The 22,081-nt window shown below is 68.2% G+C and carries 20 protein-coding genes and 1 pseudogene; 12 read left to right on the top strand and 9 right to left on the bottom strand.

What is annotated here, in order from left to right:
* The 3 genes from G7B67_RS04570 (at window position 1) to G7B67_RS04560 (ending at window position 3,231) form a co-directional block, all read left to right on the top strand.
* Window positions 1–1,674 (top strand): ATP-binding protein, encoded by a 1,674-nt coding sequence (locus G7B67_RS04570; protein ID WP_166208575.1) that lies wholly within the window; start codon window positions 1–3, stop codon window positions 1,672–1,674.
* A gap of 249 nt (window positions 1,675–1,923) precedes the next feature.
* Window positions 1,924–2,532: an REP-associated tyrosine transposase gene (locus G7B67_RS04565; protein WP_166208572.1), complete on the top strand. Its 609-nt coding sequence runs from the start codon at window positions 1,924–1,926 to the stop codon at window positions 2,530–2,532.
* Window positions 2,533–2,742: 210 nt separating this feature from the next.
* Complete coding sequence (locus G7B67_RS04560) at window positions 2,743–3,231, top strand: YehS family protein (protein ID WP_166208569.1); 489 nt, start codon at window positions 2,743–2,745, stop codon at window positions 3,229–3,231.
* An 84-nt stretch (window positions 3,232–3,315) separates the two neighbouring features.
* Here G7B67_RS04560 and G7B67_RS04555 read toward each other — a convergent pair.
* Window positions 3,316–4,036, bottom strand: a pseudogene (locus G7B67_RS04555) (rRNA pseudouridine synthase).
* Window positions 4,037–4,177: 141 nt separating this feature from the next.
* Between G7B67_RS04555 and G7B67_RS04550 the strand changes: the two are divergent.
* Both G7B67_RS04550 and G7B67_RS04545 read left to right on the top strand, forming a co-directional pair.
* Entirely contained in the window at window positions 4,178–6,469 is a 2,292-nt protein-coding gene (locus tag G7B67_RS04550; protein WP_166208566.1) for a PAS domain-containing protein, read from the top strand.
* A gap of 77 nt (window positions 6,470–6,546) precedes the next feature.
* The gene (locus G7B67_RS04545; RefSeq protein WP_166208563.1) at window positions 6,547–7,515 is read left to right on the top strand and encodes an SOS response-associated peptidase family protein; all 969 of its coding nucleotides are present in this window, start codon (window positions 6,547–6,549) and stop codon (window positions 7,513–7,515) included.
* Window positions 7,516–7,741: 226 nt separating this feature from the next.
* Here G7B67_RS04545 and trmY read toward each other — a convergent pair whose 3' ends face one another.
* Window positions 7,742–8,335 (bottom strand): tRNA (pseudouridine(54)-N(1))-methyltransferase TrmY, encoded by a 594-nt coding sequence (gene trmY / locus G7B67_RS04540; RefSeq protein ID WP_166208560.1) that lies wholly within the window; start codon window positions 8,333–8,335, stop codon window positions 7,742–7,744.
* Between the two features lie 359 nt (window positions 8,336–8,694).
* On the bottom strand, window positions 8,695–9,243 hold the full coding sequence (locus tag G7B67_RS04535; protein ID WP_166208557.1) for a hypothetical protein: 549 nt from the start codon (window positions 9,241–9,243) through the stop codon (window positions 8,695–8,697).
* 144 nt (window positions 9,244–9,387) lie between these two features.
* Here G7B67_RS04535 and G7B67_RS04530 point away from each other — a divergent pair, with 144 nt between their 5' ends.
* Window positions 9,388–9,879 carry a VOC family protein gene (locus G7B67_RS04530; protein WP_166208769.1) on the top strand — a complete coding sequence of 164 codons (492 nt, stop codon included), beginning with the start codon at window positions 9,388–9,390 and terminating at the stop codon, window positions 9,877–9,879.
* 45 nt (window positions 9,880–9,924) lie between these two features.
* On the opposite strand, the gene G7B67_RS04525 is transcribed toward G7B67_RS04530, so the two are convergent.
* The 5 genes from G7B67_RS04525 to G7B67_RS04505 all read right to left on the bottom strand — a co-directional run bounded on the left by G7B67_RS04525 (window position 9,925) and on the right by G7B67_RS04505 (window position 15,544).
* Window positions 9,925–11,517: a DHA2 family efflux MFS transporter permease subunit gene (locus G7B67_RS04525; protein WP_166208554.1), complete on the bottom strand. Its 1,593-nt coding sequence runs from the start codon at window positions 11,515–11,517 to the stop codon at window positions 9,925–9,927.
* A 3-nt stretch (window positions 11,518–11,520) separates the two neighbouring features.
* Window positions 11,521–12,705 (bottom strand): HlyD/EmrA/EmrK family protein, encoded by a 1,185-nt coding sequence (locus G7B67_RS04520; RefSeq protein ID WP_166208551.1) that lies wholly within the window; start codon window positions 12,703–12,705, stop codon window positions 11,521–11,523.
* The gene (locus G7B67_RS04515; protein WP_166208548.1) at window positions 12,702–14,189 is read right to left on the bottom strand and encodes an efflux transporter outer membrane subunit; all 1,488 of its coding nucleotides are present in this window, start codon (window positions 14,187–14,189) and stop codon (window positions 12,702–12,704) included. The genes G7B67_RS04520 and G7B67_RS04515 overlap by 4 nt, the downstream gene beginning before the upstream one ends.
* Complete coding sequence (locus G7B67_RS04510; protein ID WP_166208545.1) at window positions 14,186–14,650, bottom strand: MarR family winged helix-turn-helix transcriptional regulator; 465 nt, start codon at window positions 14,648–14,650, stop codon at window positions 14,186–14,188. The genes G7B67_RS04515 and G7B67_RS04510 overlap by 4 nt, the downstream gene beginning before the upstream one ends.
* Before the next feature lie 105 nt (window positions 14,651–14,755).
* Entirely contained in the window at window positions 14,756–15,544 is a 789-nt protein-coding gene (locus G7B67_RS04505; protein ID WP_166208542.1) for a cytochrome C assembly family protein, read from the bottom strand.
* 91 nt (window positions 15,545–15,635) lie between these two features.
* On the opposite strand from G7B67_RS04505, the gene ffh reads away from it, so the two are divergent.
* The 6 genes from ffh to G7B67_RS04475 all read left to right on the top strand — a co-directional run bounded on the left by ffh (window position 15,636) and on the right by G7B67_RS04475 (window position 20,546).
* A complete protein-coding gene (gene ffh / locus G7B67_RS04500) occupies window positions 15,636–17,003 on the top strand; it encodes a signal recognition particle protein (protein WP_166208539.1) in 1,368 nt (455 codons plus the stop codon).
* A 185-nt stretch (window positions 17,004–17,188) separates the two neighbouring features.
* A complete protein-coding gene (gene rpsP, locus G7B67_RS04495; protein ID WP_166208536.1) occupies window positions 17,189–17,458 on the top strand; it encodes a 30S ribosomal protein S16 in 270 nt (89 codons plus the stop codon).
* Between the two features lie 66 nt (window positions 17,459–17,524).
* Window positions 17,525–18,019, top strand: a complete 495-nt coding sequence (gene rimM / locus G7B67_RS04490; RefSeq protein ID WP_166208766.1) for a ribosome maturation factor RimM — start codon at window positions 17,525–17,527, stop codon at window positions 18,017–18,019.
* 7 nt (window positions 18,020–18,026) lie between these two features.
* Window positions 18,027–18,803: a tRNA (guanosine(37)-N1)-methyltransferase TrmD gene (trmD, locus tag G7B67_RS04485; RefSeq protein ID WP_166208533.1), complete on the top strand. Its 777-nt coding sequence runs from the start codon at window positions 18,027–18,029 to the stop codon at window positions 18,801–18,803.
* Window positions 18,804–18,932: 129 nt separating this feature from the next.
* Window positions 18,933–19,337: a 50S ribosomal protein L19 gene (gene rplS / locus G7B67_RS04480; RefSeq protein WP_166208530.1), complete on the top strand. Its 405-nt coding sequence runs from the start codon at window positions 18,933–18,935 to the stop codon at window positions 19,335–19,337.
* Between the two features lie 108 nt (window positions 19,338–19,445).
* Window positions 19,446–20,546 (top strand): alpha/beta hydrolase family protein, encoded by a 1,101-nt coding sequence (locus G7B67_RS04475; RefSeq protein WP_166208527.1) that lies wholly within the window; start codon window positions 19,446–19,448, stop codon window positions 20,544–20,546.
* 1 nt (window position 20,547) lies between these two features.
* Here the strand turns inward: G7B67_RS04475 and G7B67_RS04470 are convergent, their stop codons facing one another.
* Window positions 20,548–22,017 carry an MATE family efflux transporter gene (locus tag G7B67_RS04470; RefSeq protein WP_166208524.1) on the bottom strand — a complete coding sequence of 490 codons (1,470 nt, stop codon included), beginning with the start codon at window positions 22,015–22,017 and terminating at the stop codon, window positions 20,548–20,550.
* Window positions 22,018–22,081 lie beyond the last annotated feature (64 nt).

Genomic DNA, 22,081 nt, shown 5'->3' with positions numbered 1-22,081 from the left:
ATGAGGGTCCAAGATGCCATTGCGTCCGTCGCCGCACTTGCGGCCGTCGACGGCCGCGCGGACCGCGCGAGGCAATTCGCCGTGTCGATGGGCGCCGATGCGCTGTTGCTGTTCACGCTGCGCGCGGACTCGGGAAAGTTCGTGCCGGCTGCTGGCGGACCCAAGACGCTGCCGGGCAGGCAGGAGTGGCGGACGCTGCTCGACGCCTGTCGAACCCCCGGCCCGCACCACGGCGAGGTCGTCGCGCCGGGGACGCACGCCGATCTGGTACCAGCATCGGCCTGCAGTGATGGCGCTACGGCGTTGGTCTTTCTGGGCGGCGCCGTGGCGCGTCGCGACCTGGAGCAGGTCCAGGGCATGTTGCCGTTGTTGGGCGCGGCGCTACACGAGCAGCAGAAGTTGAGCATCGCCACGGGTGAGCTCGCCGCCGCCCGCTTCGAGATGACGCAGTACGCGTCGCTTGCCAAGGCGCTTGACGCTTCGCGCGCGAAAGTGGAGATGACGATGCGTGAGCTGGCGCAGCAGGCGAGTCGTCTGGAGGCCGCCCGCGGCCAGGCGGAAAAAGCGGCCCGCGCGAAGGACGAGTTCCTGGCGATGCTTGGGCACGAATTGCGCAATCCGCTGGCCCCCATGGTGACGGTGCTGCAGGTGTTGCGATTGCGCGGCGAATGGACCCCGGAATTGGCAATCATGCAGCGTCAGGTCGACCACATGCAGCGGCTGGTGGACGATTTGCTCGATGTCGCGCGGATTGCCGGCGGTAAGCTGACGCTCCAGCGCCGAAGGATCGAACTTGTCGAGGTGGTGCGTTCGGCGCTTGAGACGGCCGAGCCGCTGGTCTTGCAGAAGCGGCAGCATGTCTGCATCGACGTGCCGGACTGCCACGTGAGGGTCGACGCGGATCCCGCACGGCTTGCCCAGGTGTTTGCAAACCTCATTACCAACGCGTCCAAGTACAGCGACGAAGGCACGAGCATTCGCGTGCAGTCGACGATCCACAACGACAAAGTCCTGGTTGAAGTCATCGACCAGGGCGTTGGCATCGAGGCAGACATGCTCGAGCGGGTGTTCGACCTGTTCGAGCAGCAGGGCACCAGCAGCGATCGCGCACGGGGCGGGCTCGGGCTGGGGCTGGCCATCGTGCGCAACCTCGTGCAGCACCACGGGGGGCATGTATTTGCCGATAGCGCGGGGCTCGGGAAGGGCAGCCGTTTCGTCGTAGAGCTGCCCTTGGCGAGCGGAGAGGTGATGCCTGAAAAAATGACGGGTCCACGGCTGGCACCGGTGCTTCAACCCGGTGCACGCATCCTGCTGGTCGATGACAATGCCGACGCCCGGGACACACTGGCCAAGGCATTGCGCTTGGCCGGTTATACGGTCGAAGTCGCGGTCGATGGTCCCGGTGCGCTGGAGTGCGCGCGCGTCTTCGAGCCTCGGTTGGCGCTGCTGGATATCGGCATGCCCGGAATGGATGGATACGAGTTGGCCTCGCGGCTGCGCAACGTAGGCAAGCCGGGCGTAAAGCTCGTTGCGCTGACCGGGTATGGCCAGCCCAACGACAGACAACGTGCATTGGACTCGGGATTTGACCAGCATCTCGTCAAGCCGGTGGATTTTCCGCACCTGCAGGCCGTGATCGAAACCTTGCAGAGGAAAGGGGACGGAGGTAATTAAGATCTCCTGGTCACCCCGGCCCTTTGCCTTTTCGCGGCTACGGGCTAACCCGCGTAAGGCGGGCTTGAACGCGCGTAAGGCGGGCTTGAGCCCGCCCTACGGCCGTCCGTGATTTGTAGGGTGGGCCCTGGCCCACCTTCTGTGCGCGGCGCTCAATCTCGATGCGTCGTTGGATGTCGGTGATATCCCTATGCGGCATCGCGGTTGGGGCTGATGGCATGGCGTGGTGATGCGCGCCAGCCTCCTCGCATGTCGAACTATCGTCGTGCCAAGGTGCCGGGTGGGACCTATTTCTTTACGGTCAACTTGCTGGAACGGCGCAGGCGATTGCTGGTGGAGCACATCGTGGAGCTACGTGCAGCGTTTCGCGCAACGCATGCGGTGCGGCCGTTCGAAGTACTCGCAATCGTGGTCCTGCCTGACCACCTGCATTGCGTGTGGCGCTTGCCCGAAGGCGATGCGGACAACGCGAATCGATGGGCGCAGATCAAGGCCGGCGTCTCGCGTCGCTTGCCGCGAGGCGAACGGCGAAGCGCGCCTTCCTACGACAAGCTGCGGTCCACGGCAGGGTCGATGGCGGCCCACGTTGGCGATCGCTTGCTATTGGCGGCTGAAGACCGGATTCGTAGTGGATCGAGAGGTCGTCGCCAGCCCGCTGGTTCGTTTGCGAAGACGGCCGGATGGGTGCTGCTGATCAAGGCAGTGCTGCCGCTCGTGCTGATCGCCTTCATTGCGCTGGTAGGTTTCAACCTCATCAAGCACGTGGCCATGGGGTTGCAGCCAGTGAAGCGAGCGCCAGTAATGCACCCGGCCTCCTTGTCTGTGCCGGCCGCATCCGCTGAGCAGGCAGTCTATTGAACCACCGGACACCAGCCAGGACACATCAACGCGGACGCAAGGCCCGCGCCGGATCGGGTGCCAGGCGCGCCCAAAATCAGTCCATGTCCGGCAGCTGCTGCATCGCGGAGGTCGAGTGACCCGCCCGGGCGCAATCGCCAAGGCGCATGAAGAGCGGCCTCATCGACGCGCCATCGGTAGAGTTTGCTGTTCCCGGCATCGGTTGCAGCCATGATCAACAACGACATCCTGCGCAGCATCCGTTACATGCTCGACCTGAGCGACCAGAAGGTGGCGGAGATCGTCCAGCTGGCCGATCCGGGTTTCGTCATCGCAAAGGACGATGTGCATGCCTTTCTGTTGCGTGAAGACATGCCGGGCTACCTGGCCTGCGGCGACGACGTGCTGGCACATTTTCTCGACGGCCTGATCATCCACCGTCGCGGCAGGGACGAGCGCCTGCCGGCGCGGCCGGTGGAGAAACGCATCAGCAACAACGTGGTGCTGAAGAAGCTGCGCGTGGCCTTCGAGTTGAAGGACGTGGACATGCACCAGGTGTTCGCGGACGCCGGGTTCCCGGTGTCGAAGCCGGAACTGTCGGCGCTGTTCCGCCAGCCCGGGCACGGCAACTTCCGTGCCTGCGGCGACCAGCTGCTGCGTAACTTCCTCAAGGGTCTGACGCTGCGCGTGCGTGGCGCCTGCGGGGACGCTCTCGGTTGAAGCCGTTCCTGCCGGGGCAGCGGAGCGCGATCCTGTCTCGCGTGGCTCGCGCGGACGCCTGGCGCGCGGCCCCGTGCGATGGGCTCAGAAGCGCTCGCCGACCGGCAGGTAGCGCCACGCGCCGACCGGCATCCTGCCCAGCGGAATCTTGCCGATGCGGATGCGGCGGATGGCCACGACGTCCAGGCCGACCTGCGCGCACATGTCGCGCAGTTGCCCACCCTGCACGCCCTTGAGTGCGAAGCGCAGGCGGATCTCGCTCTGCCAGCTGACCTTGCACGGCCGCAACGCACGGCCGTTGTAGTGCAAGCCGTGGTTGAGCCGGGCCAGGCCATAGGGCGCGATGTCGCCGCTGACTTCGACCACGAACTCCTGCTCGATCTCGTCGCCGTCTTCGGTCAGCCGTCGCCACACGCGGCCGTCCTGGGTCAGCACCATCAGGCCGCTGGCCTCGGCATCCAGCGGCACCAGCGGCGTCAGGCGATGGAAGTGGCGCTCGAGCAGGGGCACGCCGGAAGGATCATCGGGCCAGCGCGTGTCCGGCTGGACCAGCGCGGCGGCTACCCTGCGGCCGCTGATGGCATCGAAGCCCACCGGCTTGTGCAACAGCACCGTTGCCGGTTCGACGACCTCCCGTTGTGCAGCCGGGTCGATGACGGCGACTTCGCCCGACACCGGATCCCGGATCCCGGACCACGCGTCCATCGACCGAGACCCAGCCGCCCTTGACGTACTGCTCGGCCTCCAGGCGTGAACACGGGGCCAGGTCTGCGACGCATCTTGCAAGGCGAACCGGAGCGGCCATGGCGCAACGAAGGGGAATCGGGACACGCAGTGTAGCGGCGGCTTCGGGCCGTCCCTTGCCGCCGCCGATGTAGAGGCGGCGTGAACGGGAGCGACGCGTGCTCTCGCATACCCTATGCGCCCTGCAGTTCTGCCCAGGCCCATGGCTCCGCGCGACCTGAATCGCATCTTCGAAAACCTGCAGGGCCACTCGGTGCTCCTGCGGGCCGTCCCGGGGTTTCCGGTGGCCGCCATCACCCGGCAGTTGCGCGCGATCTCGCTGCATCCGGACGATGCCCTGGGGCGCCCGTATTTCGAGCTCTTTCCCGACGCCCCGCAGTCGCCGGGCGGCGTGGCCAAGCTCGCGGCGTCCTTCGAGCGGGTCATGCGCACCCGGACGACGGACCACCACGCACAGCGGTTCGACGTGCTCGATCCCGCGACCGGGCGCTTCGTCGAGCGTTACTGGACCGTCGTCAACAGCCCGGTCTTCGACGAGGCGGGCGCGGTGGAATACATCCTCCACCAGGCGCAGGATGCGGCGACCGAGCGCCGCCACGGCTCGATGGCCATCCTGGATGCGATGAACGAGGGCGTGATCACCCTCGACCGGCAATGGCGCGTCAGCTACGCCAATCCGGAAGCGCATCGGATCCTGAGGGAGGCGCCGGGGTCGCTGGCGGGTCTGGTGATCTGGGAGAAGTATCCGGGGCTGGAGGACAGTGCGTTCGGGGAGCATTACCGGCGGGCGATGAACGAGCAGCGGTCCAGCCGGTTCACGGCCTTCTACCCGGGCCTGGATGGCTGGTACGAAGTCACGGCGTATCCCGCGGCCGAAGGCATCGCGGTGTATTTCCGGGACGTCACCGCGCACAGGCTTGCCGAGGAGGATGCCGAGCGCCTCGTGGCCCAGTCCGAGCACCAGCGCCGCATCTATGAGACCGCGCTCAACAACACACCTGACTTCGTCTACATCTTCGGCACCGACCTGCGTGCCATCTACGCCAACGACGCCCTGCTGAAAGTCTGGGGCGTCGACGACGTGCGCGGCAAGACCTGGATGGACCTGGGCTACGAGCAGTGGCATGCCGACATGCACGACCGCGAACTGGCCCAGGTGATATCGACCAAAGCGCCGATCCGGGGCGAGATCCCGTTCACCGGCACCAACGGGCGGCGCATCTACGACTACATCTTCGCCCCCGTGCTCGATGCGGCCGGCGACGTAGTGGCGGTGGCGGGGACGACGCGCGACGTCACCGACCGGCAGGCCGCCGAGCAGATCCTGCGGGACCATGCCGACCGACTGGCCGAGACCGACCGGGCCAAGGACGAATTCCTGGCGACGCTGTCGCATGAGCTGCGCAATCCGCTGGCGCCGTTGCGCAACGGGATCGAGATCCTGCGTCGCACCACCAGCGCGGACGGTCCGCACGCCAGGATCCACTCGATCATGGAGCGGCAGATCGACCACCTCGTGCGCCTGGTCGACGACCTGATGGAAGTGTCCCGCATCACCCGCGGCAACGTGTCGTTGCAACTGGAGCCGGTCACGCTGGCGACGGTGGTGGAAAGCGCCGTGGAAGCGGCGCGCCCTGACATCGACGCCGGCCAGCACAGGCTGTGCATCGACCTTCCCGAATCCCCGCTGGTCCTGCGGGCCGATCGCGTCCGCCTGGCGCAGATCCTCGCGAACCTGCTGAACAATGCCGCGAAGTATTCCAAGCCCGGTGGCGACATCACGCTGCGCGCGCATGTGGACGCAGGCGTGCTGTCGCTCTCGGTGAGCGATACGGGGATGGGCATGGCGCCCGCGGAAATCCCACATCTGTTCGAGATGTTCACCCGCAGCGACCGGGCGCGGTCGTCGCAACAGGGCGGGCTTGGGATCGGGCTGGCGCTGTCGCGTCGGCTCGCCGTCCTCCATGGCGGCTGGGTCGATGGAAACAGTGAAGGCCCCGGCAAGGGAAGCGTCTTCACGTTGCGACTTCCGTTACTGGTCGACACCGGCGTTTCGCTGGCCGGCGCGGGCAATCCAGCCGACGCCTCGACGCCCCTTGCATTGCGGGTGTTGTTGGCCGAAGACAATTCCGATGTCCGCACCAGTCTTGCCGAGGCGCTGCGCCTGTTCGGCGCGGACGTGCACGTCGCCGACGATGGCGCCGACGCCCTGGCCCAGTTCGACCGCATCCACCCGGACGTCGCGATACTCGACATCGGCATGCCGCGCATCACCGGATACGACGTCGCCATTGCGCTGCGGGCGCGGGGTGTCCGCGTCCCGCTCATCGCACTGACCGGCTGGGGCCAGGCCGCCGACCGCGAGCGGGCGTTGGCCGCCGGGTTCGACCACCACCTGGTCAAGCCCGTCGCGATCAATGTGCTGGTCCATCTGCTGGCATCGCTGGACGGCGCCGCAAGTTCCCGCGAGAGGGTGGCTGAGACGGCGTCCTAGGGCGGGCGCGCCTGCGGTCAGGCGCCCCGGCAATCCGTTGCAGCCGCGCCGACGGTCCAGGGATTAGCATCTCGCCCATGTGCTACTCCGCCCAGATCCGCCACGACTACGCCAGGTTCGTCCGTGCCTATGGCGCGGTGATCGACATCGCCGAGTTCGTGCGGCTGTACTGGGACCGCGCGCAGGGCGCCAAGCTGAAGATTCCGAAGGCGATGGACGCGGCGTTCGCCGATCCGCAGACGGACGAGGAGCGCCGGATCGCGGCGTGGATCGGACAGTACGACCGCGGGCAGGCGACGCTGCTGGAGCAGGAGGTCTTCAAGCAGCGCAAGCGACTGGCCGATGCCGAGCGTGCCTTGCAACGCAGGACCACGAAGGCGGCGACCGAAAGCAGGCGCATCGCGACCGCGAAGGTCGAGTGGGCGCTAGGCAAGCTGGCCGACCTGCGGCGCGCGGCGGTCACCGACGAGGACGCACGCATCTTCCCGGGCTGGTACGCGCCGGTGATCGTGATGGAGCACGGGCGCCGGGTGGTGAAGCCGATGCGCTACCAGTGCCGGCTGCCGGGCAAGCCGTCGTCGTACGACCGGCAGTTCCCGGGGTGCTACAACGCGCGGCGCGACAACCTGGAGGGATTCTGGAAGGGCGCGTTCGGCGTGTCGCACGCGATCGTGGTGTTGAATGCGTTCTACGAGAACGTCAGCCGGCACCGCGTGGAAGGACGCGAGCTCGGCGCCGGCGAGAAGGAAGAGAACGTCGTCCTCGAGTTCCGGCCGCGACCGGTCCAGGACATGCTGGTCGCCTGCCTGTGGTCGCAGTGGACCGATCCCTCGGGCAAGGAGCCGGCGCTGCTGTCATTCGCCGCGATCACCGACGATCCGCCGCCGGAGATCGCCGCGGCCGGGCACGACCGCTGCGTCATCCCGATCAAGCCCGAACACATCGACGCATGGCTGGATCCGTCGTCGTCGAAGGACCTCCAGCGGATGCACGCGATCCTCGATGATCGCGAGCGGCCGTATTACGCGCATCGGTTGGCGGCGTAGGCCTGCTGCACTGCCGATGTTCCAACCGGGCATCGCAGTCCGGCGCGGGCGCGACGCCGTGTGCCGCAAGCTTCATCGCCTCGGCGCAATTCAATACCTGCGCCAGGTCCGCGCGGCCCGGCCTGCGGCGCAGGTGTTGCACGCCCCACGCCCGCGCGCTCTTGCCGGCGTCCTCGATCACGAACCTGCCCACCCCCGCAGCCAGGTGTCCCAGTAGCGCCGCGCCTCAGCGCTGGTCCAGCGCGTGGTGGATCAACACCACGCATTGCGAGGCGAACAGCATGGTTTTGCCCAACGCGAGCTTCTTCGCGCCCAGGCGCTCGAGGCCATGGAAGGTCTTCTTCGGCATCGGGATGTGGTCGGTGAGCAGGAAGCAGGGATTGCCGTCGAAGGCCTGCTCGCCGATCGGCGTGCCCTTGCGGTCCATCACGAACAGCTGGTGGTCGGCCGCGAGTTCCTGCGCCAGCCGCTCGAAGCTCACCGTGCGCACGCTGACGCCGGATTCGACCGGGCGGGTGTCTTCCTTGCCCATCCCCACGGACGCGTCCAGGGCTCGGGCGATGGTGTCGAGCAGGGCGGCTTCGTGGAAGCCGCGCAGCGCGTGCATGGCGTTGGCATCGAAGCGGATCGTGCGCGAGAAGTCCGCCGTGCTTTCCAGCACCACGTACACCACGACGTCGGGACGATGCGACTGCGCGACGAAGATCGCGTTCATCAGCGTATGCGCGAGGATTTCTGGATGCGCGTCCTGGCCCACGGCGGCCAGCAGCCTGCGACTGTCCGTCGGTGCCGCGCGTGCTCTGAGTACGAAGGTCCGCATGCCTGTCCTGTCCGGGGGAGAATGACCTGCTGTGGCGACGCAGGGCCGACCGCATTGTCCGCTGCCCGCGACCGCTTTCGCTTGGCGCGCGGCGGCCGTTGCTTGCTTCGGTGCCGTCATGCCGCGTTGACGGCGGCAGGGCAACCTGCCACACCGGTGCCGTCCGCGCCACGCGCTCCCGTTGGCGGCCCGCGTCACCCGTGGTGGTCGCGCATGGCGACCTGGTCGTATCGGATGCGAAACGCGTCTTGCGCGATGCGTGGCGCGCGAGCCTGGATTGATCGCGCGCGGCGCACCGAATTTCCGCGAGCCGTGAAGGGCTCGCGGCCGGGCATTCCGGCGCAGTCACCGCCTCGTCGCTAATGCCTGGGCGTGTATGTGTAGTCGTAACCGGGATGCCAGCTGGCGCCGGCGTCGGTCGACAGTTCGCCCAGCTGGCGCACGCTTCCGTCGTCGCCGGGGATGTAGCTCATGCGCTGCAGGGAACCCGCGCGGCCGGGGGCGGTGAAGACCATCGACGTGCCAGTCAGCTCGCCGGTATACCAGGTGACGTTGCCATGGCTGTCCAGGTACATCTGGTGCCACTGGCTGTCGTAGCGGTTGTAACCGCTGTAGCTCCAGCCCTGGTAATCGCCACCGGGAGCCTCCGGTGAATCGTAGTGCTCGCTGATGCCGCAGCCGCCCGGGAGCGCTTCGATATCGCTGGACGCGATCGTTGCGGCCTGGCCCGTGACCGCCACGTCCCAGTGGCCGATCCAGAAATCGAGCTGGTGTTTTTCCGGGGCGGTGCAATCGCCCACCGGAGGCGCGGTCGGGGCTGGCGCGGGCGCGGTGGCCTGCGACGCGGACGCCGTGCACAGCGGCTGGATTGCCAACAGGATCACGCACCGACGCATGGCTCGATTCATCGCAGGCTCCCGTCGTGGTTGGCGCGTGGCGCCGATTGGAGCACAACCCGATCGCCGGCGGTGGGCTGGCTGCCTGCCGCGGCTTCACTCGCGGCTAACGGCCCCGGCTTAGGGTCGGCGCTCGATCGGCAACGGGGCAATGCGATGGCTGCCAGGATCCAACCCTGCCTTTGGTTCGACGGCAACGCCGAGGAAGCGGCGCGCTTCTACGCCGACACCTTCCCTGACTCCGCCATCGTGGCGGTGTCGCTCGCTCCCGGCGACTATCCCGCCGGCCGTAAGGGCGACGTGCTGACGGTGGAGATGACCATCCTCGGCATGCCGTTCCTGTTGCTCAACGGCGGGCCGGAGTTCACGTTCGACGAAGCCATCAGCTTCCAGGTCGCCACCGACGACCAGGCGCAGACCGATCGCTACTGGAACGCCATCGTCGGCAACGGCGGTGAGGAAAGCGTCTGTGGCTGGTGCAAGGATCGGTTCGGTCTGTCGTGGCAGATCACGCCTCGGCGGCTGACCGGATTGATGGCGCAAGGCGGCGACGTGGCGGTGCGCGCCTTCAACGCGATGATGCGGATGCGCCGGATCGATATAGCCGCGCTCGACCGCGCGGTACGGGGCAGCGACCCGGATCGGTGAGGTTTCACCTTTGCACCGCTCGGCGGCGACCCGGAAGCGGATGCGCTAGTGCCCGCCGGCGGCGGCGCCGGGCGCCTTGGCCGAGAACGGCGGGCGCGCCGCCCAGACGAAGGCGATCACGACGATGAAGAGGACGCCGAGCAGGTGGAAGATCTCGTTGAACCCGATCTGGAACGCCTGCTGCGAAATCATGTGGTCGAGCACGACCGCGCCACGCTGCAGGTCGCCCTGGCCCAGTGCCGTCACGGTCTGCTTGATCGCGGGGTCGGCGGCCCTGATGTGTTCGGTGAGCTGCGCATGGTGGATGGTGCTGCGCTGGTTCCAGGCCCAGGTCGTCAATGAGGCGGCGAAGCTGCCGCCCAGGGTGCGGAAGAACGTCGCCACGCCCGAGCCCGAGGCGATCTCGTGCGGCTCCAGGTCGGACAACAGGATCGTCAGCACCGGCATGAAGAACAGCGCCACGCCCAGCCCCATCCACAGCTGCACCATCGCCACGTGCTGGAAGTCGACGTCGAGGTTGAAGCCGGCGCGCGCGAAGCTGGTGGCAGACATCACGATGAAGGCAAGGCTCGCGACCACGCGCAGGTCGAAGCGCACCGCGTACTTGCCGACGAAGGGCGTCAGGATCACCGGCAGCACGCCGATGGGTGCGGTCGCAAGGCCGGCCCAGATCGGCGTGTAGCCGAGGTTGCGCTGCAGCCAGAGCGGGATGATCAGCGCGACCGAGAAGAACGCGGCATACGCCAGGATCAGGGCCACGGTGCCGGTGGCGAAGTTGCGGTGGCGGAACAGCTTCAGGTCGACGATCGGGTCCTTGTCCGTCAGTTCCCAGATGAAGAACACCGCCAGCGCGATCGTCGCCACGATTGCCAGCACCACGATCTTGGTGGAGTTGAACCAGTCCTCGTCGTTGCCCAGGTCGAGCAGGACCTGCAAGGCGCCCACGCCGAGCACCAGGGTCGCCAGGCCGACGTAATCCATGCGCGGCTTTTCGAGTTTCTCCGGGCGCCCGCGCAGCTGGTTGCCGACGATGAAGCTGACGGCGATGCCGATCGGCACGTTGATGAAGAAGATCCATTCCCAGCTGTAGTTGTCGGTGATCCAGCCGCCGAGGATGGGACCCGCGATGGGTGCGACCACCGTCACCATCGCCAGCAGCGCGATCGCCTGCCCGCGCTTGTGCGGTGGATAGATCGAGATCATCAGCGCCTGCGCGACCGGGTACATCGGGCCGGCGACGAATCCCTGCAGCGCGCGCGCGACCACCAGCATGCCCATCGAACTGGCCAGGCCGCACAGCAGCGACGCGATGGCGAAGGCGAAGGTCGCCCAGACGAACAACTTCCGCTCGCCGAAGCGACGCGTCATGAAGCCGGTGAGCGGCAACGCGATCGCATTGCTCACCGCGAACGAGGTGATGACCCACACCGCCTGGTTGGAACTGGCGCCCAGGTTGCCGGAGATGGTCGGCAGCGACACGTTGGCGATGGTGATGTCCAGCACCTGCATGAACATCGCCATCGCGATGCCGATCGTCGCCAGCCCCAGGTTCGGCGGCTGGAACGGCAACGCGCCCGGCGCCACGACCGGCGATGCCGGCTGGGCCGAGGGCCCCGCGTCTTCGGCAATGGTCGACATGGATCAGTGCCGGCTGGCGGGCAGGTTCGCGCGGATGGTGCGGGCGATCAGCGCATCGGCGTCGGCCAGCTGCTTGGCATAGGCCTGCGTGGTGAGCAGCGGCTTGAGCGGCGGTGCGCTGGCCAGGACCGGGCCGTGCTGGTCGCGGATGGACACGTCGGCGCTCATGCTCAGGCCCAGCCGCAGCGGGTGCTCGGCCAGCTGTTTGGGATCGACATCGATGCGCACCGGGACGCGCTGCACGATCTTGATCCAGTTGCCGCTGGCGTTCTGCGCCGGCAGCAGCGAGAACGCGCTGCCCGTGCCCAGCCCGAGGCTGGTCAGGTGGCCATTGAAGGTGACGTCGTCGCCGTAGAGGTCCGAGTGCAGTTCCACCGGCTGCCCGATGTGCATCTTCGCCAGCTGGGTTTCCTTGAAGTTGGCCTCCACCCACAACTGTTCCAGCGGCACGATGGTCATCAGCGCCATGCCCGGCTGCACCCGCTGGCCCAGCTGCACGCTGCGCTTGGCGACATAGCCTGACACCGGCGCGACGATCTGCGCGCGCTGCACGTTGAGGTAGGCGGTGCGCAGTTGCGCGGCCGCGGCGCGGACCTGCGGCTGGTCGCTGACGGTGGTGGCATCGACCAGTGCGCGGTTGCGCGAGAGCTGCTCCTGCGATCCGGACAGCGCCGCCTGCGCGGCCGCCAGTTCATTGCGTGCGTGCGACAGTTCCTCGGCCGACACCGCGCCGGTCGCGACCAGGCCTTCGCGCCGGGCCACGTCCGCGCGTGCCTTCTGCACCGACACTTCGCGCGCCTGCAGGTCGGCCTGGCCGGCATTGACGGCGCTGTAGAGCCCGCGCACCTGGCGCACGGTGCCGGCGAGGTTGGCGACGGCCTGCTGGTAGGCGACCTGGGCGTCGCTCGGATCGAGCTGCACCAGTACCTGGCCGGCGGTGACCTTCATGCCTTCGTCGGCGCCGATGCTGACGACCGTGCCCACCGTCTGCGGCGTGATGCTCACGACGTTGCCCTGCACGTAGGCATCGTCGGTGCTTTCGTGCCAGCGCCCGACGAGCAGGTAATACAGCAGCCAGCCGATCGCGGCGACGGTCACCACGATCACCAGGATCGTCAGCGCGCGCCTGCGCTTGCTGGTGGGCTTGCTGGCCGGCGCGGCGACGTTGGGGTTGAGTTCGGTGGTCATGGCGTGGGGGCCTTGGCGATGGCTGGATCGGTGGTCGTGGTGGTCGGTGCGGGCGGCGTGAGTCCACCGCCCAATGCGCGGTCGAGGTCGACCGCCGCGGTCAGGCGCTGCGCGCGCAACGCCGTCAATTGCTGTTGCAGCTGCAGCAGCGGCTGTTGTGCGGCGAGGACGTCCAGTTGCGTGCCCAGGCCGGCGTGGTAACGGGCCTGCGCGAGCTGCCAGGCCGCCTGTGCCGCGCCGGCCGCGTCGCGTGCCGAAGCCGTCTGCGCATCCAGCGCGCGCGCGTTCTGCAGGGCGTCGGCGACTTCACGCACCGCGCCTACCAGAGACTGGTTGTAGGCGGCGACGGCGAGGTCGTAATCGGCATCGCTTTTGGCCAGCTGGCTGCGCAGGCCGCCGCCATCGAAGATCGGCAGGCTGATCGCGGGGCCTCCCTGGATGAAGGCCGAATCGGTGCTGAAAAGATCCGACAATCCGCCCGAGGCCAGGCCGATCATCGCGGCGAGGTTGACGCTGGGATAGAACGCGGCCTTGCTCGCCTTGATGCCGTGGCGCGCGGCTTCGACCCGCCAGCGGGCGGCGACCACATCCGGGCGATGGCCGAGCAGGTCGCTCGGCAGCAACGATGGGATCGTTGCCGGCGCCGCGGACAGCACCGCGGGCCGGGTGAGCTGCAGGCCGCGATCGGGGCCCTTGCCGAGCAGCGCCGCCAGCGCATTGCGCGCGACCTGCACCTGGCGCTGCGCGGCATCGGCCTGCTGTTGCGCGGCCGCCACCGACGCTTCGGCCTGGCGCATCGGCAGCTGGCTGTCGAGGCCGGCCTTGACGCGCTGGCGGGTGAGCTCGAGCAGGTGCGTGGAACGCGCCTTTTCGTCCCGTGCCACGTCCTGCGCGGCGAAGGCCTGCGCCAGCACCACGTAGGTGGAAGCGATGTTGGAAGCCAACGTCAGGCGCGCGGCCTGCGCGTCGACTTCGCTGGCGCGGGCCTCACCCAGGGCCGCCTGCCAGCGCGCGCGCTTGCCACCCCAGAAATCCGGGTCGTACTTGAGGTTGAGGCTGAGCAGGATCACGCCCTTGTAGCTGCCCCCCAGCGGCGCGGGCGCGACGCTGGAAGGGATGCGGATGCCCGAGTACTGCGCGCCGACGCCCACGCTCGGCTCGGTGGCGGCCTCGGCCAGCCCAGCCTGCGCGATCGCCTGGCGCACGCGCGCGTCGGCGGCCGCCAGCGACGGCGTGCCGGCGAGGGCTTCGTCGATCAGCGCGTCCAGTTGCGGGTCGCCGAAGGCGGTCCACCAGTCCAGGCGCGGAAAGTCCGCATGCGAAAACCCATCCGCGCTGCGGGCGATCGACAACTGGTCGGCATCCATCGGCCGGTCGGTCGGCACCAGGCCATGGGTACTCGCGCAGCCGCCCGCGAGCACGGCGAGTGCGAAAGCGAGGGCGACGACGCGCGCGCGCGCGGCACGGGACTGGGGCATGGTCATTCTTCCGAGGAAAGGTTTTCGCGCACGCGCTCGAGCAGGCAGAGCAGGCGATCGCGGTCGGCCTGGGGCATGTCGCCGAACGCGCGGTCGTGCACGCGCTGGCCGCACTGCTCGATCTCGCGCCAGATCGACACGCCCGCGTCGGTCAGGTGGATATGCAGCGCGCGGCGATCTTCGGGGTCGGCGACGCGTTCGACCAGCCCCTTGGCCGCCAGGCGGTCGAGCAGCCGGGTCATCGCGCCGGGGTTGAGCTCCGCGGCGCGGGCCAGGTCGGTCACGCTGGCGATGCCGCGGGCGAGGGTCTTGATGGTGACGAACTGGCTGAAGGTGAGCTCGTGCCCGCTGCGGACCAGCTCGCGCTCCATCTGTGCCCACATGCCATCGCGCAGCTGCCGGAACAGCAGGCCGAGCGAGGACCCGGTGCAGGGCGAGGCAGGCGGGGAAGGGGCGGCGGGACTCATGGGGGCGACATGATCCGCACCCCTGCAATAGTTGTCAATGCAAATATTGTGCCGGCAAATATATTGCCGTCACGTTTCTGACGCAACGGGCCCGGTCGGCTGGTCTCAGGCGGCCCCGGGCAGCAGCAGCTCCAGCACGAATTTGCTGCCGAAGAACGCCAGCACCAGCAGCGCCATCGCCGCCAGTGTCCAGCGCACCGCCGTCGCGCCGCGCCAGCCATAGCGCCAGCGCCCGAGCAGCAGCCAGCCGAACAGGATCCACGACAGCACGCTGAGCACCGTCTTCTGCACCAGGTGCTGCTCGAACAGGTTCTCGACGAACAGCACCCCCGTCAGCAGGGTCGCGCTGAGCAGGATGAAACCCACGGCAATCGTGCGGAACAGCAGCGTTTCCAGTTCCGTCAGTGGCGGCAGCGCGCGCAGCCAGCCGTGGAATTCGCGCCGGCGCAGGGCGCGCTCCTGCGCCCACAGCATGATCGCAAGCAGCGCGGCGATCGCGAGCGTGGCGTAGGCCAGCAGCGCGCACCAGGCGTGCAATTGCAGCCGCCAGTCCAGGCCTTCCGGGCGCATGTGGCCGTAGGCCATGTAGCCCAGCAGCGATGCGGTCGCCAGGGGAAACACCACCACCCCCAGCGCCGCCATCCGGCCCGCCGCGCCGAACGCCGTCGTCAGTACGCCCATGCCGAGCCCGACCAGCGACAGCGCGGCGAAGAAATGCAGGTCCAGCCCGTCGGCTTCGCGCCATGCCAGGACGTGGAATCCGGCGTGGAAGACCAGCGCCAGCGCCGCCGGGATCGTCCAGCCGCGCGGGTCGGCATCGCCGGACCGCAGCTCGCGCACCAGCAGGGCGGTGGCGAGCAGGTACAGCGCCGAGGCGATCAGGGCGAGGGTCATCGCCACAGTGTCGCATCCGTCATGCCGGCTGCGAAGGCGCTCGTGGCGCCCCCGCTATAATCGGCGGCCGTTTCCCCGATTGCCGCTCACCATGTTCGAATCGCTCACCCAGCGCCTGTCCGGCACCATCACCAAGCTGCGCGGCCGCGGCCGGCTGACCGAGGAGAACATCCGCGAGGCGACCCGCGAGGTCCGGATCGCGCTGCTCGAAGCCGACGTCGCGCTGCCGGTGGTGCAGGCACTGGTCGAGCGCATCAAGGTGCGCGCGGTCGGCCAGGAAGTGTTGAAGTCGCTGACCCCCGGCCAGGCGCTGATCAAGGTCGTGCGCGACGAGCTCACCGCAGTCATGGGCGCGCAGTCCAGCGACCTGGCGCTGAACGTGCCGGCGCCGGCGGTGATCCTGATGGCCGGCCTGCAGGGCGCGGGCAAGACCACCACCGTCGCCAAGCTCGCCAAGCACCTCAAGGAGCGGCGGAAGAAGAAGGTGATGGTGGTGTCGGCCGACGTCTATCGTCCCGCCGCGATCGAGCAGTTGAAGACGCTCGCCGAACGGGTCGACGTGCTGTTCTTCGCCTCCGATGCCTCGCAACAGCCCGAGGCGATCGTGCGCGCGGCGATCGCCGATGCGCGCAAGTCCTTCGTCGACGTGCTGATCGTCGATACCGCCGGCCGCACCAGCATCGATGCGGCGATGATGGCCGAGATCAAGGCGCTGCATGCCGCGGTCAATCCGGTCGAGACCCTGTTCGTCGTCGACTCGATGACCGGCCAGGACGCGGCGGTCACCGCCAAGCATTTCGGCGAAGCGCTGCCGCTCACCGGCGTCGTGCTGACCAAGACCGACGGCGATGCACGTGGCGGCGCGGCGCTGTCGGTGCGCTATGTCACCGGCAAGCCGATCAAGTTCATCGGCACCGGCGAAAAGCCCGACGGCCTGGACGTCTTCCATCCCGACCGCGTCGCCAGCCGCATCCTGGACATGGGCGACGTGCTGTCGCTGGTGGAGCAGGTCGAGCAGCAGGTGGACAAGGACAAGGCGCAGAAGCTTGCCGAGCGCCTGGTCAAGGGCAAGAAGTTCGACCTCAACGACATGCGCGACCAGCTCGAGCAGATGCAGAACATGGGCGGGTTGTCGGGTTTGATGGACAAGCTGCCGGGCATCGGCCAGGTGCCCGAACACGTCAAGGCCCAGGTCACCGGCAAGGAAGTGCCGCGGATGGTGGCGATCATCAACTCGATGACCAAGAAGGAGCGCCGCAATCCGGCGTTGCTGAACGGCTCGCGCCGCGCCCGCATCGCCAAGGGCTCGGGGCTGACGCCGGCCGACGTCAACAAGCTGATGAAGCAGTACCAGCAGATGGAAAAGATGATGGGCAAGCTCTCCGGCGGCGGCATGAAAGGCCTGATGCGCGGAATGCAGGGAATGATGGGCGGCCGCGGCGGGATGCCGTTCCGCTGAGCCGAGCGGGCCGGAACCGGCCCCGATTCCCTGCCTTCTCCCGCCCGCGGGAGAAGGTGCCCGAAGGGCGGATGAGGGGCTGTTGGCGGAAAACCCATCCAACTGGCACCCGGGCCAGCCCTCCGCTACAATGCCCGGCTTACCTCGGCACGTCCGCCGACTGGGCAACACGGGAACAGCAGCACATGGTCAAGATCCGCCTGACGCGTGGTGGCGCCAAGAAGCGCCCCTTCTACCACATCATCGTCACCGACAGCCGCAGCGCGCGCGACGGCCGCAACATCGAGCGCGTGGGGTTCTACAACCCGGTCGCCGCCGGCGCCGAGAAGCGCGTCGAGATCAATGCCGAGCGCGTGCAGTACTGGATCGGGCAGGGCGCGCAGATGACCGACAAGGTCGCTGACCTCTACAAGCAGTCCAAGACCGGCGCGCAGCCGGCGGCCGCCGCGGCCTGATCCTCCGTCGCGCCTGGCGCGCGACCGTCGCACCGGATGGACACCACGCGCCCCGCACCGCAGGGAATGCTCCTGCTGGGCAGGGTGCATGGTGCGTTCGGCATCCGTGGTGAGCTCAAGCTCGAATCGTTCACCGATCCCGAGACTGCGATCTTCCGCTACCAGCCCTGGCTCCTGCGCGATGCGCAGGGGCGCGAGCGCGAGCTCACGGGCGTGCGTGGGCGCGAGGGTGGCAAGGGGCTCGTCGCGACCTTCCCGGGCATCGACGATCGCGACAGCGCCGAGGCACTGCGCGGCGCCGAGCTCTACGCACCGCGCAGCGCGCTGCCGCCGCCCCGGCCCGGCGAGTATTACTGGGTAGACCTCGAAGGCCTGCGCGTGGTCAACGTCGAGGGTGCCGACTTCGGCACCGTCTCGCACCTGTTTTCCACTGGCGCCAATGACGTGCTGGTCGCGCGGGGCGATCGCGAGCGGATGATCCCGTTCCTCGAGCCGGACTACATCCGCAGCGTCGACTTCGACGCCGGTGTGGTCACCGTCGACTGGGATGCCGATTTCTAGGCGACCGATGCGCATCGACGTCGTCAGCCTGTTTCCGGAATTCGTCGCGCAGATCTCCGCGCACGGCGTGGTCGGCCGTGCGCAGGAGCGCGGGCTGGTGGCCATTCACGGCTGGAATCCCCGCGATTACGCCAGCGGCAATTACCGCCGGGTGGACGAGCGTCCGTTCGGCGGCGGCCCGGGCATGGTGATGCTCATCGATCCCTTGCGCGATTGCCTGCATGCCACGCGCGCGGCCGATCCCGCGGCATCCAGCGTCGTCTATCTCACGCCCCAGGGCGCGCCGCTCACGCAGGCGAAGGTGCGCGAGCTGGCTGGCCGCGAGCGCCTTGTCCTGCTCTGCGGCCGCTACGAAGGCATCGACGAACGGCTGGTGGCCGCTGAAGTCGACGAGGAGTTGTCGATCGGCGATTACGTCCTCTCCGGCGGCGAGCTGGCGGCGGCGGTCGTGATCGACGCCGTCGCCCGCCTGCAGCCAGGCGCCCTGAGCGACAGCGAGTCGGCGGTGCAGGACAGCTTCGAAACCGGCCCCGACGGGCTGGCGCTGCTCGATTGCCCCCACTTCACCCGGCCGGTCGAGCACACCCTGGGGACGGTGCCGCCGGTCCTGCTGTCGGGCAACCATGCCGAGATCGCCCGCTGGCGCCGCCAGCAGGCGCTGGGCCGGACCTGGCTGCGGCGACCGGAGCTGATCGACCGCGAGCGCCTGTCGCGCGCGGACCAGGCCCTGCTGGACGCCTTCCTGGCCGAGTCGGGCGCCACGCCGGACCCGCGTAACCCCTAGCACCACAAGGAAAACAGCCGCTATAATGCGCGGCTTCCTGCTCCATCCATGCCAAGACGCGGGTCCACGTGCACTCGCGCTACAACAGCCCGGCACCCCGGTGACCAGGCACTCCAACAGGCCAACACCATGAACAAGCCCTCGATCCACACGCTGCTGCAGAACTTCGAAACCGAACAGGTGCAGCGCCAGCTGCCGGACTTCGGCCCGGGCGACACCGTCGTCGTCAACGTCAAGGTCAAGGAAGGCAACCGCGAGCGCGTGCAGGCCTACGAGGGCGTCGTCATCGCCAAGAAGAACGGCGGCCTGAACTCCGCGTTCACCGTGCGCAAGATCTCGCACGGCTTCGGCGTCGAGCGCGTGTTCCAGACCCACAGCGCGATCATCGATTCGGTGCAGGTCAAGCGCCGCGGTTCGGTCCGCGCCGGCAAGCTGTATTACCTGCGCGGCCTGGAAGGCAAGAAGGCGCGCATCAAGGAAGACCTGGCCGGCAATGCGAAGGCCAAGGCCGAAGCGGCCGCCAACGCCAGCTAAACCGCGTTCGCGAACGCGCAGTGCGACGGCCGCCGGAAGGCGGCCGTTTGCATTTTCGCGGGGGCATAATCCGGCGCGACGGTGCACACCGCCGGGAGGCTCGGTCCCATGGGAATCCGCGATTCCATCCGTGTTGCGGCGTTGATCGCATGCACCGCGCTGGCCACGTGTGCGCTGGCCGGGGATGCGCCGGTGGGACCGCGACCGGTGCAGCTCGACGTGCTTTCGCCGCTGGCGGCGAGCGGCGAATGGGCCTCGCGGCTCCTGAGCCCGGTCACCCAGCTGCGACTCAAGCGCTTCCTCGAGCGCTCCGGCACGGGAGTGGAGGAGCAGTCCATCCACCCCGGCGAGGAAACCTTCGACCTGTTCGTGCCGCGATCACCGGGCAGCAACGGATATGGAGTGATGGTCTTCATCTGGCCTGGCGACGAGATGAAGATGCCCTTCAGCTGGCGGCGGCAATTCGAAGCCAGGCATCTGATCTTCATCGCCGCCAGGCGCTCCGGCAACGGCCAGAACGTACTCCAGCGCCGGTTGCCGCTCGCGCTGCACGGCCTGGAATACGCCAGGCGCCACTACCCCATCGACCCGGAGCGGGTTTACCTGGGCGGATTTTCCGGCGGATCGCGGGTCGCGCAGAAACTGGCGCTGGGTTATCCGGACGTGTTCGGCAGCCTGTTGCTCACCGGTGGCAGCGATTCCATCGGCACCGCTGGTTTCGTGCCGCCCGATCGCGAGCGCATGCGGCTGTTCCAGCGCCATACGCGGATCGTTTTCGCCACCGGGACACAGGACCTGCCCAATCGCACCAAGGACGCACGCACCCATGCCTCCTTCGCGGACTTCTGCGTCCGCGGCGTGGAGGACATTTCACCGGCACGGTCGGGACATTGGGTGCCGGAGGACCGGGTGATGGCGCGCGTGCTGCGAGCGCTCGAAACCCCCGTGGCGGACGACGACGCAGGCTTTGCAGAGTGCGATCGGCGGCTGGATGCCCGCATCCACGCTGGCCTGGACGAGGTGAGGCGCCTGCAGGCGACCGGCCGTGGGGAGGATGCCCGCGATGCATTGATACGCGTGGACGACCTGTATGGCGGGCTGGCCGCCCCCGACAGCCTGCGCTTGGCCGAGGACCTGTATCCGGTCCTCCGGCCCGGGGCGAGCGGCGACCTGCCCGAGGTCGGAGCGCGCGACGGAACGCTCGACTAGCTCAGGACTCTTCGACCGCCGCTGCGGCCAACACCGGGCTGATGTCGGCCACCGGCGAGGGCACCTGGGCAGGGACTTCCGAGGGCACCGCCACGCTCCCGGCATCGGTCGCCAGCATCCGTGCCTGCCGCCACCGTCCCCAGCGGTAATACGCCAGCGACATCGCCATCGCGCAGACGGAACTTGCGGGGAAGCTCCACCACACCGCGTCCACGCCCAGCCGCGACTGCAGCAGGACTGCGAATGGAATGCGGATGCCCCACAGCGCGACGCCCAGGATCAGCAGTGGCGGGATCACCGCGCCGGTCGCACGCACCACGCCAGAAACCACGAACGTCACCCCGAAGAAAAGGAACGACCACACCGCGATGTGGTTGAGGTGGCGGCCGATCTCCAGCGACGGACTGCCATCGGGCAGGAACAGCGACAGGGTCGCGTGGTCGAACACGATGATCGGCAGGATCAAGGCGCCGGTCATGAGGAAATTGAAGAGGATGCCCTGGCGCGCGGTGGCGTTGACGCGATCCCAGCGTTTGGCGCCGACGTTCTGCGCCGCCATCGACGAGCAGGCCGCGCCGATCGCCATCGCCGGCATCTGGATATAGGTCCACAGCTGCAGCGCCGCGCCGTAGGCCGCCGTGGTGCCAGTCCCGTGCTGGTTGATCATCGCGATCATCGCGATCATCGCCAGCGAGATCAGGATCATCTGCAGCCCCATCGGCACGCCCTTGACGATGAGCGCGCGCAGGATCGCGAAGTCGGGCTTGTACAGGTGCCGCTCGTGGCGGCTGATCCACAGCGGATGCCGCTGGTGCCGCAGCCAGGCGAGCATCGCCGCCAGGCTGGCGACGTTGGCGATCAGGGTCGCCGTCGCGGCACCGGCGATGCCGAGCTGGGGAAACGGGCCGACGCCGAAGATCAGCAGCGGGTTGAAGCCGATATCCAGCGCGACGACCACCAGCAGGAAGACAAAGGGTGTCTTCGTGTCGCCGGCGCCGCGCAACGTCGCCGACAGGAACGCGAACATGTAGATGAAGGGCACCGCGATGAAGATGATGCGCAGGTAGGCCACCGCCAGCGGCAAGGCGGCTTCCGGCGTGCTCATCCAGACCAGCACGTGGCGCGCGAACCGCAGCCCCAGCAGCGCCACCACGATCGACACGGTGATGAAGAACGTCGCGCTGGTGCCGATCACGCGCTTGGCCTGCGCGATGTCGCGCCGGCCCATCGCCTGGCCGACCAGGATGGTCGCCGCCATGCCGACGCCGAACACCGCGCCGATCAGGAAGAACAGGATGTTGTTGGCGTTCGCGGTCGCGGTCAGCGCCTGCTCGCCGAGGAAGCGCCCGACCCAGATTGCGTTCACCGATCCATTGAGCGACTGCAGTACGTTGCCGGCCAGGATCGGCAGCGCGAACACGAACAGGGTGCGTCCGATCGGGCCTTCGGTGAGGTTGCGGGGCTGTACCATCGCCGGACCTTAGCATTGGCGCGGGTCCGGTCGGGTCGAGCCACACCCGCCTGCGGGCGGAGCC

This window comes from Cognatiluteimonas telluris, assembly GCF_011320095.1.
Lineage (GTDB): Bacteria > Pseudomonadota > Gammaproteobacteria > Xanthomonadales > Xanthomonadaceae > Cognatiluteimonas > Cognatiluteimonas telluris.
The sequence above is the reverse complement of the archived record's forward strand: the minus strand, read 5'-3'. Positions and strand labels throughout refer to the sequence as shown.